Genomic DNA, 14,243 nt, shown 5'->3' on the forward strand with positions numbered 1-14,243 from the left:
CGGGAGGGCCTTCTTATAACAAGGGTCATAATGACCCGTATTCGGGGGCGGAAGACTACAGGGTGGGGGCTGCAAGTGCGGCCTTTATTTGTTTGTTTTCCTGTTTTCCTTTGAGATTTCCAACGACTGGAGTCACGTTAATGAACATCAAGAGCCTTCTTCTCGGCTCCGCTGCTGCGCTTGCAGCAGTTTCGGGCGCTCAGGCTGCTGACGCGATCATCGCTGCAGAACCGGAACCCATGGAATACGTTCGCGTTTGCGACGCTTTCGGCACCGGCTACTTCTACATTCCCGGTACCGAAACCTGCCTGAAGGTCGGCGGTTATGTCCGTTTCGAAGTCGGCTTCGGTGAAGACGCCTATGTTGGCACGACCGGCACCAGCGACTGGGACTCCTATGCTCGTGCACAGCTCGACTTCACGGCTAAGAGCGACACCGAACTCGGCACGCTGACCTCCGTCGCTTCCGTCCGCTTCGACTACGGTGATGACACCGTTTGGTCCAGCAACGCCAACGACGCCTACATCAACGAAGCCTATATCGAACTCGGTGGCTTCAAGATCGGTCGTTACTGGAACTGGTGGGATGCCAACGATCTGCCGGGCGAACTCGATGACCTCGGTTCGAACCGTCTGAACTCGATCGCTTACGTCTACACCGGCGACACCTTCACGGCTGGCATCCAGGTTGACGAACTGTCCCGCGCAAGCGGTCAGGAAGTTGGCGTTGAAGCCGTTGTTCAGGCCGCTCTCGGCGCAGCCAAGCTCGAAGTTCTGGGTTCCTGGGATTTCGGTGCTGAAGAAGGTGCCGTTCGTGGTATCGCTTCCGTTGCAGCTGGCCCGGGCACGTTCTACCTCGCTGGTGTCTACTCCAGCGGCGAAAACGTCTACTACAGCTCTGGCGAAGCAACCGTTGCTGTTGCCTACGCATTCAAGGCCACCGACAAGCTCGAAATCATCCCGGAAGCTCAGTACATCTGGAACACCCAGGTTGATGCCGACGGCGAGTTCTACGGTGACGACGCTTGGGGCGCTGGCGTAACGGTCAACTACCAGATCGTTGACAACTTTGCTGCCAAGGTTGCCGTGGACTATGTCGACAACGGTACCGACGACAGCGTTCGTGGCATCGTTCGCCTGCAGCGCGACTTCTAATCGAAGTTCGACCTCCATCTAAAGAAGGCCCGCTGGTTTCCCGGCGGGCCTTTTTCATGTCCGGGGACCTCAAAGGTCCAACCGTTATAGTGCTTGTCAGCAGGAGTTAGCCTGCGTGGAAGCAGCAGCGTTTGGCGAAGATGCCGTTGCCGGCGAGCCGGCGCAGCCGCTGTTGGAGCTGGAGCCAGCATTGGCACCATTCGATTCCGCGGCTCCGGAGTTCGTAGCACCGGTTGCGGACTGATCCGTACCAGTATTGCCGCCAGTTGGACCGCCAGTGCCCGAGCTGCCGCTTGCAGCACCGGTATTGGAGCCGGAGTCCGACCCGGAGTCCGAGCTGCCGCCGCCGGACTGTGCCATGGCCGAGGTCGCGAGGCCGAGCGAAAGTGCCGCAACTGTAAGAAGTTTGATCATCTGCCGTTCCTTCTTTGTGAGTGTTCTGCAACCCACAAACAACGAATTGCGGAAAATGTTCAGGCAGGCTGATTATTTTTTGTTCAGCGGCAGCGAGACGTCTTCACCACTTGCGAAGGTGCGACCGCGAAGGAATAACGGGAGTCAGGCGAGGAGAAGCGGCGCTTTGCGGATAAGGGCAGCTACTTCCGCCCGAACCGGAGATCCGCTTCGATGTCAGCATTCTGGCCGAGCCGGGTCTTGTAGACCTGGTAGTTTTCCATCACCCGCTGCACATAGTTGCGCGTCTCGGGGAAGGGGATGCGTTCGATCCAGTCAATCACCTCATCGATCCCCTTGCCGCGCGGATCGCCGTAACGGGCGATCCACTCGGACACACGTCTCGGCCCCGCATTATAGGCAATAAAGGTGAGGATATAGGATCCGTCGAACGCGTCGATCTGTTCGCCAAGGTAGTGGGCGCCGAGCGTCGCATTGTATCCCGGATCCGTCGTCAGCTTGGCTGGCGCGTAACCGAGACCATGGCGTTTCGCGACACCCTGTGCGGTTGCGGGCAGGATCTGCAGCAGCCCGCGCGCATTGGCAGGAGAAACAGCGGCCGGGTTGAATGCGCTTTCCTGCCGCGCGATCGCGTAAGCCAGCGCCATGCCCGAACCCTCGATATTCGCGCCCGTCGGGATCACGCCGACAGGGTAGGCGAGGGCGGCGACGTCGATGCCGCGACCGAAAGCGGTCTTGCCGATCTGCAGCGACAGGGCGTGATTTTCCTGGCTCTCTGCGCGAGATGCGAGCATGGCGAGTTCACCAGGGCTCATAAGCTCATCCGCCAAGGCACGGTAAAGAGCGCCGGCAAGTTTGGTATGCCCCGCATATTCCAGCCGAGCGATTGCACGCACCGGCTCGCGGTTTTCGAAGCTGTCGCGGTCCTCCTTCGTGGGCGTCGGGTAGGAGACGTCGAGCGTCTTGAGGTTCAGCCGGGCGCTCGCAAGCTGCCCATAGAAGGTGCCGGAATAACGCGCCGCCTGCGTGAAGAAGTCCTTGGCATCACCCGGCCCGCCAGCCTCGGCTGCCCGACCGAGCCAATAAAGAGCACGTGAGGCCGACAAGGGCCGGTTCGACGTCTCGAGGATCTTGCGGAAGTGCTTCTCAGCCTTCTCTGGCTCGCCGAGATTGCGCAGCGCGTACCAGCCGGCATGGAATTCAGCATCGACGATATCCGTCGGCGAAGAGGAGACGTAGTCAGCCACGATCTTGTAGGCGCGGCGATAGTCGCCCTGGTCGGCGAGGCCACGGGCCACGATGCGCCGCTCGTTCCACCATTCGGTGGTATTGATCAGCTTTGCCTCGTCGCGCGGCGCCTTTTCCAAGAGGGCAGCGGCTTCTTCGTACTTGTCCTGGCGGCGCAGAAGCTCGACCCGGGCGAACAGCGCCGCCGGGTCCGCCTTGGCGCTTGCCTCGAGTCCGTCGAGCAGGGTCTGGGCGTTCTTCGCGTTGTTGATGACGGCAAGCCAAGCCTTGTAGATCGGCTCGGCCTGAGCAAGCTCCGCGAAGCGCTTTGCCTGTGATGCGCGCCCCTTGTGCATCAGGAAGTCCATCCGCCCGCGGTGGTCCGCGGCTGTCAGGAGCGAGCCGAACTCCTTGATGATCCGGTCTTCGGTGCGCTTCTCGAAGCTTTCCGAAAGCCACAAACGACGGATTGTCCTGGCCGCATTCTCAGCCTGCCCGGTGGTCTGGTAGGCGCGTGCAAGCAGGATCGCACCATCAGTGGTCACCGGTTCCTGGCTCTGGAAGGCCGCGATCACCTCCGCGGCCGGCGGGCTTTCCCAGTAAAGTGCGTGTTCAATCGCCGTGCGCAGGTTCTTCAGCGCCGGCCAGCCTTTCAGCTCACGCTGCGCCTTCTCGATCTCGTCGGAAGTCACACCAAAGGCGCCCGAGCTCGCAATTGCCCAGGTGAGGATTTGTCGGTCGAGCGAACCTTCCGCAAGCCCGTTGCGCGTGGCAATAGCCGAACGCACATCGCCTGAGGAGATGGCGTCGAGCGCGGCTTTCAGCTCGGGTGCGACGGGAAGCCGGCCGGTGCGCAAGGAGCCATCCGGTTCCGTCGGTGGAATCGAGCCGGTCGCATTCGGGTGGTCGGGCACCGGCATGGCCGCAGACATTGGCGCTGCGACGGCGTCCTCGATGCTCTTGGCCGGGTTGTCCGGCCGCGCGAAGGGAAGCGGTGTTGCCACGCTGTCCGGCAGGGACGTCGCGTGGCCATGCATGGTCGCCGACCCAAGAGCGAACGCCAGGGAGGCCGCAGTCAGAAGTGGCCTGTACATCCGGTATCTCGCGATAGAAATATCGTCCCCCTACTTAGCCGCCCGCTAGGTTAACCAAAGGTTACCACATTCTGAAAACAAGCAGAATCTTAAGCAGATTCCGTGATAAATCGCCTGTGGCCGCGCTTGTCGCGGCAAGGCCGTCGCTTTATGGTGCGCGACCTCAGGCACTTCCAAACAGAGCGGGCATGTCGCACCTTTTCTCTGTTCGCGGAGAGCCTCATAATCATAGATTGCGGCAGCAGAATGAACACTGCCGACGGGAGTTAAGGAATGTTCAAGGGATCGATGCCCGCTCTGGTCACGCCGTTCAACGATAGCGGCGCGGTCGATGAGGATGCCTTTGCAGCACATGTCGAGTGGCAGATCAGCGAAGGCAGCAGCGGCCTGGTGCCGGTCGGCACCACCGGCGAGTCGCCGACGCTGAGCCATGCCGAGCACAAGCGGGTCGTCGAACTCTGCATCGAGGTTGCCAGGAAGCGCGTCCCGGTCATCGCCGGCGCCGGCTCCAACAACACCCGCGAAGCAATCGAACTCGCTCAACATGCTGAAAAGGCCGGCGCCGATGGCCTGCTGGTCGTCACACCTTATTACAACAAGCCGACGCAGAAGGGCCTGGTCGCCCATTTCGGCGCGATTGCTGAAGCGACCAGCCTGCCGATCATCATCTACAACATCCCGCCGCGCTCGGTAATCGACATGAGCCCGGAAACCATGGGCGCGCTCGTCAAGGCGCACAAGAACATCGTCGGCGTCAAGGATGCCACGGGCAAGATCGAGCGCGTTTCCGAACAGCGCATCACCTGCGGCAAGGACTTCATCCAGCTGTCAGGCGAAGATGCGACCGCCCTCGGCTTCAACGCCCATGGCGGCGTCGGCTGCATTTCGGTCACCGCCAATGTCGCGCCGCGCCTTTGCGCCGAATTCCAGGCGGCCACGCTCGCCGGTGATTTCGCCAAGGCGCTCGAGTATCAGGACCGCCTGATGCCGCTCCACAAGGCGATCTTCATGGAGCCCGGCCTTTGCGGCGCGAAATACGGCCTGCACAGGACGCGCGGCATGAACCGTACCGTGCGCTCGCCGCTCATCTCTACGCTGGAGCCCGCTACGGAAGCCGCGATCGACGCCGCGTTGCGTCACGCTGGCCTGCTGAACTGACGCAAAAGCTTCACTTTTCCCCATCCACGCATTAGATAAGGCACCCCGTCCATGGCCCATGGGCGGGGCTGTTGTTTAAGGGCGGATTGGATTTTGAAGTCATGGCACCCAAAGGCAGCCAGCGCACGGTGAACAAAGTTGTCGCGGAAAACCGCAAGGCCCGCTTCAACTACGAGATCATCGATACCTACGAGGCCGGACTGGTTCTGACCGGGACCGAGGTGAAGTCGCTGCGCGAAGGCAAGGCGAACATCGCTGAATCCTACGCCTCCGACGAGGGCGATGAGATCTGGCTGATCAACTCGCACCTGCCGGAATACCTGCAGGCTAACCGCTTCAACCACGAGCCGCGCCGTCGCCGCAAGCTGCTCTTGTCCAAGCGCGAGATCAACCGCCTGCGCGCCGCGATCAACCGCGAAGGCATGACGCTCGTGCCGTTGAAGATCTATTTCAACGAAAAGGGCCGTGCCAAGCTGGAGCTTGCGCTTGCCAAGGGCAAGAAGCTGCACGACAAGCGCGAGACGGAAAAGGAACGCGACTGGAACCGCCAGAAATCGCGACTGCTGAAGGCGAACTGATCTTGGAAAATCTGCGCATCACCGTTGGCCCCTTCGCCTTCACCGCCCGCTTCGAATTGCAGAATGCGCCAGAGACCTGCCGCATCTTCCAGAGCTTCCTGCCGTTCCGCAATCAGGTCATCCATTCGCGCTGGAGCGGCGAGGCGGTCTGGGTCCCGCTCGGCGATTTCCAGTTCGGCGCAGGGTTCGAAAACCATACCTGCCATCCGTCGCGCGGTGATATCCTGCTTTATCCCGGCGGCCACAGCGAAACCGAGCTCCTGTTCGCTTATGGCAGCTCGTCCTTTGCCAGCAAGATGGGCGCGCTCGCCGGGAACCACTTCCTGACCATCACCGAAGGGCGTGAGCAGCTTGAGGAAATGGGCAAGATGGTGCTCTGGAAGGGCGCCCAGCCAATCAGCTTCGAAGCGCCCTGATCGTTCCTGAACCTTCTCCGGCATTCGCACGTTGGAATGCCGGAGGTGAAGCATGGCCTATCCGGACGTCATTGCAGATGCGATCGAGCACCAAAGGGTGCTGGAGCTTCGCTACAGGGATGTCGAGCGAAAGGTCCGGCCGCATATCCTTGGCATCGTCGGAAACGCGCAGCTCGCCTTGAGCGCCTGGCAGGTTTCGGGGACAGGGCAGGGGTGGCGGCTCTTCCACCTCGACGACATTCGCAAGCTCAGCGGAACGAAGCAGCGCTTCCACGGCACCGCACCCGGCTACAATCCGGATGATCCTGCCTTCTCGCGCATCCTGAACCGCATCGACAAACCGCCGCGCGACTGACCCAGGAACAAATACCGCCTCCCGCCGTTGATGCTCACCCTTGTTTCCTCGGGCGGTGGGCAATGTCTCGAAAGCAAATCTTTACCTATGTCACGCTGGTCATCGGCCTCGGTGCCGCCGGCTACCTGCTTTATCATACCTTCCGGGAGTACTCGGTTTCCGACATCGTCGAATCCGTCGCCGCCATTCCCGTCGCAAACCTCTTGATGGCGCTGCTGTTTGCCTTTGGCTCCTATGTCTGCCTGTCAGGCTTTGACTGGGCCGGCGTCCGTTACGTCAAGAACGACCTGGCCTACCCGAAGATCGGATTGGCATCCTTCATCGCCCTGTCGATCGGCCAGAGCGTCGGTCTTTCCGGCTTGAGCAGCGGCGCGTTGCGTTATCGCTATTACGCGCACTGGGGCATGAACACCGAAGATGTGGCCAAGATCGTGCTGCTTTCGGGCGTCACGGTGGGCATCGGCATGGCCGTCCTGTCGGGCATCGTCATGGTCATCAATCCATCGGATGCGGCATCCGTTCTGCGGCTCAGCGAAACCGCCGTCATCGGCATCGGCGTCGCCTGCCTCCTGGCCACCGTTGGCTACCTGGCGCTTGCAGCCTTCGTCCGCGCGCCGTTGAAGATCCGCGGCTGGACCTTCGAAATGCCGACGCTGAAGATCGCCATTGCCCAGGTAGTCATCGGCACGATCAACTTCGCCCTCGTTTCGGCCTGCCTGCGGGAGGTTATGGCTGCGAGTGCCGACGTGAGCTACCTGAAGGCTGCCACCGCATTCGTTCTGGCGAATCTGGCCATCATCATCACTCACGCACCAGGCGGATTGGGTGTCATGGAGGCCACGGTTCGGCATGTGATGGGCGATCAGGCCTCAATCGGTTCGCTCGTCGCCTTCCGGGTGATCTACTTCTTCATCCCGTTCTTCATCGGCCTGCCGCTGGCGCTGATCGTCGAGGCCGTTTTCCGGGCACGTAAAAGCCGGTCCGGCCACGGCAGCAGCATCGACAGCCATGCCATGGCCAAGCAGCCGGCAGCGGTCGGCTAACGGCGAGAAGCGGAGCCCGGAAGCTCACGCGTCGGTGGTTTCGGAGCTTTCTGCCGGTTTGGATGGACGCTCGGCCGGATCACGGCCGACTTCGGCCTTCAGCGACACGAGATCGATGAAATGGTCGGCCTGGCGTCGCAGGTCGTCGGCGATCATCGGCGGCTGGGTGGCCATGGTCGAGACGACGGACACCTTGCGACCCTTGCGCTGCAGCGCTTCCACAAGCGTGGTGAAGTCGCCGTCGCCGGAAAACAGCACCAGATGGTCCGCGGTCTCGGACTGTTCCATGGCATCGATGGCAAGCTCGATATCCATGTTGCCCTTGATCTTGCGGCGCCCCATGGAGTCGGTGAACTCCTTGGCGGGCTTGGTGATCACCTTGTAGCCGTTGTAATCGAGCCAGTCGATCAGCGGACGGATGGAGGAGTATTCCTGGTCTTCGATGAGAGCCGTGTAATAATATGCCCGAAGCAGATAGCCGCGCTTCTGGAAGGCCTTCAGCAATTTCCGGTAGTCAATGTCGAAGCCGAGGCTTTTCGAAGCGGCGTAGAGGTTTGCGCCATCAATAAAGAGAGCAATCTTCTCTCTTGGGTCGAACATGTGGTCTCCATCCCATTTATTCGTTCTGCTATGCAGAGGAGGTGGGGCGAAACCTGGGGTACGTTGCGCTTCAACCTCGAGTTTTCATCTACATTACGAACTGATTATATAAACGTCATGTATGGCAGCATTCAACTTAATCCAAGCAGCCGTGGGTTGAAACTCGTGTCCTCCACACAAAGACCCGCCGCCGGACTTGGCAAACGTCAGTTTTCAGGAAAAACTTGAATTTGCCGCGCAATGGCTGTATCGGGCAGATCAATTCCGAAAATCAATGACCCAAAGGACAGGCAATGGCCCGTGTCACAGTAGAAGATTGCATCGACAAAGTCGACAACCGGTTCGAACTCGTCCTGCTTGCGAGCCATCGCGCTCGCCAGATCTCCCAGGGTGCAGCCATCACCATCGACCGCGACAATGACAAGAACCCGGTCGTCGCGCTGCGCGAGATCGCCGATGAGACGCTGTCGCCGGACGACCTGAAGGAAGACCTGATCCATTCGCTGCAGAAGCATGTGGAAGTGGACGAGCCCGAGCCCGATCCGGCTTCGCTCATCGCCTCCAATGCCGGTGCGGTGACCAGCGCCGACCGTGGCGACGAGGAAGACGACCTTCCGGAAACCATCAACTTCGACCAGATGTCGGAAGAAGAGCTCCTGGCCGGCATTGAAGGTCTCGTGCCGCCGGAAAAGAGCGACGACTACTAAGCGTTAGCAAAGTTTCGTTCATCCTCTCGCCCTAATCTGGCTGGATGTTTTATGATGGTCGCGTCGGTCAAAGGATCGGCGCGCCATTTTCTTTTCGTACGACCCGTACCGAGGACGTTTTTCAGGATGATGCGGCAATACGAGCTCGTCGAGCGGGTGCAGAGGTATAAGCCCGACGCCAACGAAGCTCTGCTCAACAAGGCTTATGTCTATGCCATGCAGAAGCATGGCCAACAGAAGCGCGCCAGCGGCGACCCCTATATCTCCCATCCGCTGGAAGTAGCCGCCATCCTCACCGAAATGCATCTCGATGAGTCGACGATCGCGGTCGCCCTGCTGCATGACACGATCGAGGACACGACGGCCACCCGCGCCGAGATCGACGAACTGTTCGGCGAAGACATCGGGCGTCTCGTCGAAGGGCTGACGAAGCTCAAGCGGCTCGACCTTGTGTCAAAAAAGGCCAAGCAGGCGGAAAACCTGCGCAAGCTGCTGCTCGCCATCTCCGACGACGTGCGCGTGCTTCTCGTCAAGCTTGCCGACCGCCTGCACAACATGCGCACGCTCGACCATATGAAGCCGGAGCAGAAGGCGCGCATTTCCGAAGAAACCATGGATATCTATGCGCCGCTTGCCGGCCGCATGGGCATGCAGGACATGCGCGACGAACTGGAGGACCTGTCCTTCCGCTACATCAATCCGGAAGCTTATGAGACGGTCACCCAGCGGCTTGCCAATCTTTCGGCCCGCAATGAGGGACTGATCAAGAAGATCGAGGATGAGCTGCGCGAATTGCTGGTCGCGAACGGTCTGCAGGACGCCGCGGTCAAGGGCCGCCAGAAGAAGCCGTATTCCATTTTCCGCAAGATGCAGTCAAAGTCGCTGTCGTTCGAGCAGCTCTCGGACCTCTACGGCTTCCGCATCATCGTTGGCGATATTCCGTCCTGCTATCGGGCCCTCGGAATCGTCCACACCCGCTGGCGCGTCGTGCCGGGCCGCTTCAAGGACTACATCTCCAACCCGAAGCAGAACGACTACCGCTCGATCCACACCACGATCGTCGGTCCTTCCCGCCAGCGTATCGAGCTGCAGATCCGAACCCAGCTGATGCAGGAAATCGCCGAATACGGCATCGCAGCCCATGCGCTTTACAAGGATGGTCGCGGAGCGGTGAAGGGTGGCGAACTCCTGCCGCGTGAATCGAGCGCCTATTCCTGGCTGCGGCACACGATTGAGGCACTCGCCGAAGGCGACAACCCGGAAGAATTCCTCGAGCACACCAAGCTCGAGCTCTTCCAGGACCAGGTCTTCTGCTTCACCCCGAAGGGCAAGCTGATCGCACTGCCGCGCGGCGCGACCCCGATCGACTTCGCCTATGCGGTCCACACCAATATCGGCGACACCACGGTTGGCGCCAAGATCAACGGCCGCATCATGCCGCTTGTCACCCGCCTCAACAACGGCGACGAGGTGGAGATCATTCGCTCCGGCGTGCAGGTACCGCCGGCGGCCTGGGAAGAAATCGTCGTCACCGGCAAGGCGCGTTCTGCCATCCGCCGTGCCACCCGCATGGCGATCCGCAAGCAGTATGCCGGCCTTGGCCACCGCATCCTGGAGCGCACCTTCGAGCGCGCCGGCAAGGTGTTCTCCAAGGAAACGCTGAAGCCCGCCCTGCATCGGCTCGCCCACAAGGACGTGGAAGACGCGATCGCAGCGGTCGGTCGTGGCGAACTGTCCTCGCTCGATGTGCTGCGCGCTGTCTTCCCGGATTACAAGGACGAGCGCGTCACGGTGAAGCCGTCGACAGACGATGGCTGGTTCAACATGCAGCATGCCTCCGGCATGGTCTTCAAGCTGCCGAACCAGCGCCGCATCACGCCGGAAGAGGCGGAAGCGGGTCCCGACCCGCTGCCGATCCGCGGCCTCAGCGGCAATATTCGCGTGCAATTTGCGCCAAGCGGCGCCGTGCCCGGAGACCGCATCGTCGGCATCATGGACGAAGGCAAGGGCATCACCATCTACCCGATCCAGGCGCCGGCGCTGCAGCATTTCGATGACCAGCCGGAGCGGTGGATCGACGTGCGCTGGGATCTTGACGAGGCGAACAAGTCGCGCTTCCCGGTCAAGATCGAGGTCAACACCATCAACGAGCCCGGGACGCTTGCCACCGTCGCCCAGACGATCGGCCAGCTCGACATCAACATCCGCTCGCTCGCCATGGGCAGCAACCGCGCCGCCGACTTCTCGGAACTGACGATGGAAGTCGAGGTCTGGGACCTGCGGCAGCTGAACCAGCTCCTGAGCCACCTGAAGGAGCTCGATTGCGTCGCTAACCTGCGGCGGGTCTACGACTAGCCGCAGAATGGCACACTACGCGTGGCGGTAACGCTTGCCGCGCATGTAACCCGTCATGCGGTTCCTGACGCCGGAGGGCCGCTCGGGGTCGGCGAGGTCGGACTCGGCCAGCAGTTCCTCGTCTGCCGTCAGTTCGCGGATAGGCACAGCAACCAGCCCGCGACGGTCTTGCCGGTTGAGGCTGTCGATCGCGCGGATCAGTGAGCCGTGTTTTTCCATCTCGGCGGCAATGTCGGCCGGCTTGCAGCCCAGGTGCTCCGCCAGGAGATCGTTTCGCTCGGCCATGATCTGTGCTGCCGTTGCATCATCGGGTTTCGCCTCGATGATGACGTCGCATTCGGTGTCATAGCCCATCGACCGGTTGTTGAGGTTGGCGGATCCGAGCTTCAGCACGCGGTCGTCCATGATCATGATCTTGGCGTGGACATAGATGGGCTTTCGAGCGTCGTTCACCGGATAAAGCAGCCGGAACCGATCATGGAAGTCGGCCTCGTGCGCAAGCTTCATCAGCCGGATGCGGGCCGTATCCATGGCCTTGGCTTCGAGCCAGCCATCGGCACCCTCGGGATTGATGATCACCACTTCCGGACCGTCCGGTTCGCGCAACCGTTCGGCAATCGCCTCGGCAATCGTGCGGGAGGCGAAATACTGGCTTTCGATATAGAGCCACTTTTTGGCGCTGCGGATCATCGCCAGCTTCATCGCCTCGATCTCGCAGACCTGCCGCTGGTCTTCATATTCCGGCAATGTCCGGGCAATGCCGATCTCGATGTCGCGGAATTCCACCTCGAGCTCGCGTGGCCAAGGGTCGGATGTAGCCTCCACCGGCTCAAGCTTCTCATGCGTCGCATGCTCCCACCGCACCCGCGCAAGCTCGCCCAGCATGGCGGCCGCAGGTCCGGAAACGCAGGTCGTCGCGTCGTGCCACGGCCCTTGCGCAAACCCCATGGGCGAGCGGCGCCGCTTGTCGTGCGCCAGGTGGTCGCGCGTGTCCCAGCGTCCGATGGTCATGTCGATGCCGCCGCAAAAGGCCACACGGTCGTCGATCACCAGCAGCTTCATGTGATGTGCCGACATTGGCGGATGCGCGCCATCAAGCTTCAGGCGCACCTGCTTGGAGAACATCCAGCTGAGGATATAGAAGGGCGTCTCGCCTCGGGTGATCGAGTTGATCAGGCCGATGTCCCATTTGAGGATACGGATGTCGAGTTCGCTGAGCTGGTCCGCCAGCCAGTTGAGGAATTTGCCGAGCTTTTCCGGCGCTTCGTCCTCGTCTTCGCCCGGCACCAGATCGATGCGCGTGTCGAAATCCCAGCCGATCATGAAGATCGACTTCTGCGCCCGCATCATCGCGTCTCGCGCATAGCGGAAGAAGTCGGCTGCATCGATGATGACGCTTGCCCGATCCGCCTGCCGCACCCGCCAGCACGTCTCGCCTTCCACAAGTAGCGTCGTCATGTGTCCGTCCAACTGAAGCTATGAGCATGGACATATAGGGGAGGGCGCGCGGCGGTCGAGATGGCTGGAACACCGATCATGCATCCTTCTTTCGGTGAGCGAGTTATGCGCTCATCTTTCGCGAAGGATGACGACATGACCAGCATACATGCCGCATGCGCCGCCCGCCGACCGGGCCATCTCCGTCGGCGGCTGGGCTGGAGGACCTGAGCCGATGGAAGGGTTTGTTCATTCCATGATGCAGCAGTTCGGCGTCTTCGGCATCGCGCTCCTGATGTTCCTCGAAAACATCTTCCCGCCGATCCCCTCTGAACTCATCATGCCGCTTGCCGGATACCTTTCCACGCAGGGCGACATGAGCATCTTTGCGGTCGTTGCTGCCGGCTCGGTCGGATCGCTGCTCGGCATCATCCCCTGGTATTTCCTGGGCCGCATGCTCGGAGAGAAGCGGCTCAAATCCTTCGCCGCCCGCCACGGGCGGTGGGTTACCATGTCGCCGGAGGATATCGAGACGGCGGGCGAACGCTTCCGTCGTCACGGCCGCCTGTCGGTGCTTGTCGGTCGCCTCATCCCGACGGTGCGCACGCTGATTTCCGTGCCGGCCGGTATCGCCCGGATGCCGTTCTGGCAGTTCCTGCTGTATTCGGCAGTCGGCAGCGTCATCTGGACGGCAGCGCTCGCCTTCGCGGGCTACGGGCTCGGCCAGGCCTACGAGGTGGTGAAGGACTATGTAGACCCGGTCTCGACCGGCATCTTCGTCATCATCGTTGTCGCTTATGCCTACCGGGTGATCACTTTCAAGCCGCATACCAGCTGATGCCATGCTCTGGATGCAGGGCTGACAGGCATTGCCAGCGTTGGTAACGCGGGCCGTCCGATCGTATATTGCTGCAGCGCAAAAGAAGAGAAAGAAGAAAGATGTTTGACACTGTTCGCAAGTTTGCCCGTGCCTTCCGCGCCCCCTCGTTCCAGGATCGCGAAATGGCCTATCTCAACGAAGCCCGCGACCGCGTGGACCTCGAGTACCGCATGCGCGAGATCGACCGCGGCCTGTTCCGCAAGACCGGTTTCTGATCCGGCTTATAACTGGCGTACCCGGACGGTTTCGTTCGGGTCCGATGCCTCCCGGCCGCTCATTTGCTGTGAGCCGTGCTGCAAACGCCGCATGAAGCGCTTGACGTCCAGCCCTTCAGCACACACCTGATGCTGATTGGCAAGACGCAGGAGAATGCATGATCATCGGCATGGGAAGCGACCTGATCGATATCCGTCGCGTGGAAAAATCGATCGAGCGCTTCGGCGAACGCTTCACCCACCGCTGTTTCACCGAAATCGAACGCAACAAGTCCGATCGCCGGCAGAACCGCGCCGCCTCCTATGCCAAGCGTTTTGCCGCCAAGGAGGCGTGCTCCAAGGCGCTTGGCACCGGTATCGCCCAAGGCGTCTTCTGGAAGGACATGGGCGTCGTCAACCTGCCCAGCGGCAAGCCGACCATGGTCTTGACCAATGGCGCGGGTGAAAAGCTGGCCTCCATGATGCCGGCCGGTCACGAAGCCTTCATCCACGTCACCATCACCGACGAATACCCGTACGCACAGGCCTTCGTTGTCATTGAAGCAAGGCCAAGCGCTGGTTGACGCACCATGCGTCCGGGGCCCAAGCGGTGGATGAGCCATTGCCGCGG

At 61.0% G+C, this 14,243-nt stretch carries 15 protein-coding genes; 11 read left to right on the top strand and 4 right to left on the bottom strand.

Annotated features, from left to right (window positions below):
- Positions 1-140: 140 nt before the first annotated feature.
- Complete coding sequence (locus CYG48_RS03350; RefSeq protein ID WP_118849079.1) at positions 141-1,154, top strand: porin; 1,014 nt, start codon at positions 141-143, stop codon at positions 1,152-1,154.
- A 96-nt stretch (positions 1,155-1,250) separates the two neighbouring features.
- Here the strand turns inward: CYG48_RS03350 and CYG48_RS03355 are convergent, their stop codons facing one another.
- Entirely contained in the window at positions 1,251-1,568 is a 318-nt protein-coding gene (locus CYG48_RS03355) for an oxidoreductase (protein WP_118849080.1), read from the bottom strand.
- A gap of 182 nt (positions 1,569-1,750) precedes the next feature.
- Positions 1,751-3,727: a transglycosylase SLT domain-containing protein gene (locus tag CYG48_RS03360; protein ID WP_445304350.1), complete on the bottom strand. Its 1,977-nt coding sequence runs from the start codon at positions 3,725-3,727 to the stop codon at positions 1,751-1,753.
- 435 nt (positions 3,728-4,162) lie between these two features.
- Here CYG48_RS03360 and dapA point away from each other — a divergent pair, with 435 nt between their 5' ends.
- The 5 genes from dapA to CYG48_RS03385 all read left to right on the top strand — a co-directional run bounded on the left by dapA (position 4,163) and on the right by CYG48_RS03385 (position 7,439).
- Positions 4,163-5,047 (top strand): 4-hydroxy-tetrahydrodipicolinate synthase, encoded by an 885-nt coding sequence (dapA, locus tag CYG48_RS03365; RefSeq protein ID WP_118849082.1) that lies wholly within the window; start codon positions 4,163-4,165, stop codon positions 5,045-5,047.
- Between the two features lie 101 nt (positions 5,048-5,148).
- The gene (smpB, locus tag CYG48_RS03370; protein ID WP_118849083.1) at positions 5,149-5,625 is read left to right on the top strand and encodes an SsrA-binding protein SmpB; all 477 of its coding nucleotides are present in this window, start codon (positions 5,149-5,151) and stop codon (positions 5,623-5,625) included.
- A gap of 2 nt (positions 5,626-5,627) precedes the next feature.
- Positions 5,628-6,041, top strand: coding sequence for a DUF3830 family protein (locus tag CYG48_RS03375; RefSeq protein WP_118849084.1), 414 nt, complete (start codon positions 5,628-5,630; stop codon positions 6,039-6,041).
- A 52-nt stretch (positions 6,042-6,093) separates the two neighbouring features.
- Complete coding sequence (locus CYG48_RS03380; RefSeq protein ID WP_118849085.1) at positions 6,094-6,396, top strand: WYL domain-containing protein; 303 nt, start codon at positions 6,094-6,096, stop codon at positions 6,394-6,396.
- A gap of 62 nt (positions 6,397-6,458) precedes the next feature.
- The gene (locus CYG48_RS03385; RefSeq protein WP_118849086.1) at positions 6,459-7,439 is read left to right on the top strand and encodes a lysylphosphatidylglycerol synthase transmembrane domain-containing protein; all 981 of its coding nucleotides are present in this window, start codon (positions 6,459-6,461) and stop codon (positions 7,437-7,439) included.
- Between the two features lie 24 nt (positions 7,440-7,463).
- Here CYG48_RS03385 and CYG48_RS03390 read toward each other — a convergent pair whose 3' ends face one another.
- A complete protein-coding gene (locus CYG48_RS03390; protein WP_118849087.1) occupies positions 7,464-8,039 on the bottom strand; it encodes a LabA-like NYN domain-containing protein in 576 nt (191 codons plus the stop codon).
- A gap of 293 nt (positions 8,040-8,332) precedes the next feature.
- Here CYG48_RS03390 and rpoZ point away from each other — a divergent pair, with 293 nt between their 5' ends.
- The gene (rpoZ, locus tag CYG48_RS03395; RefSeq protein WP_118849088.1) at positions 8,333-8,746 is read left to right on the top strand and encodes a DNA-directed RNA polymerase subunit omega; all 414 of its coding nucleotides are present in this window, start codon (positions 8,333-8,335) and stop codon (positions 8,744-8,746) included.
- Positions 8,747-8,872: 126 nt separating this feature from the next.
- A complete protein-coding gene (locus CYG48_RS03400) occupies positions 8,873-11,101 on the top strand; it encodes a RelA/SpoT family protein (RefSeq protein ID WP_118849089.1) in 2,229 nt (742 codons plus the stop codon).
- A gap of 15 nt (positions 11,102-11,116) precedes the next feature.
- Here the strand turns inward: CYG48_RS03400 and CYG48_RS03405 are convergent, their stop codons facing one another.
- On the bottom strand, positions 11,117-12,559 hold the full coding sequence (locus CYG48_RS03405) for a phospholipase D-like domain-containing protein (protein ID WP_118849090.1): 1,443 nt from the start codon (positions 12,557-12,559) through the stop codon (positions 11,117-11,119).
- 214 nt (positions 12,560-12,773) lie between these two features.
- Here CYG48_RS03405 and CYG48_RS03410 point away from each other — a divergent pair, with 214 nt between their 5' ends.
- From CYG48_RS03410 to acpS, 3 genes are all read left to right on the top strand, one after another.
- Positions 12,774-13,376, top strand: a complete 603-nt coding sequence (locus tag CYG48_RS03410) for a DedA family protein (RefSeq protein ID WP_118851473.1) — start codon at positions 12,774-12,776, stop codon at positions 13,374-13,376.
- Between the two features lie 101 nt (positions 13,377-13,477).
- On the top strand, positions 13,478-13,633 hold the full coding sequence (locus CYG48_RS03415) for a DUF3563 family protein (RefSeq protein WP_118849091.1): 156 nt from the start codon (positions 13,478-13,480) through the stop codon (positions 13,631-13,633).
- Between the two features lie 158 nt (positions 13,634-13,791).
- Positions 13,792-14,196: a holo-ACP synthase gene (gene acpS / locus CYG48_RS03420; protein ID WP_118849092.1), complete on the top strand. Its 405-nt coding sequence runs from the start codon at positions 13,792-13,794 to the stop codon at positions 14,194-14,196.
- The last annotated feature ends 47 nt before the right edge of the window (positions 14,197-14,243 follow it).

This window comes from Neorhizobium sp. SOG26, from assembly GCF_003491345.1.
Classification (GTDB): Bacteria; Pseudomonadota; Alphaproteobacteria; order Rhizobiales; family Rhizobiaceae; genus Neorhizobium; species Neorhizobium turbinariae.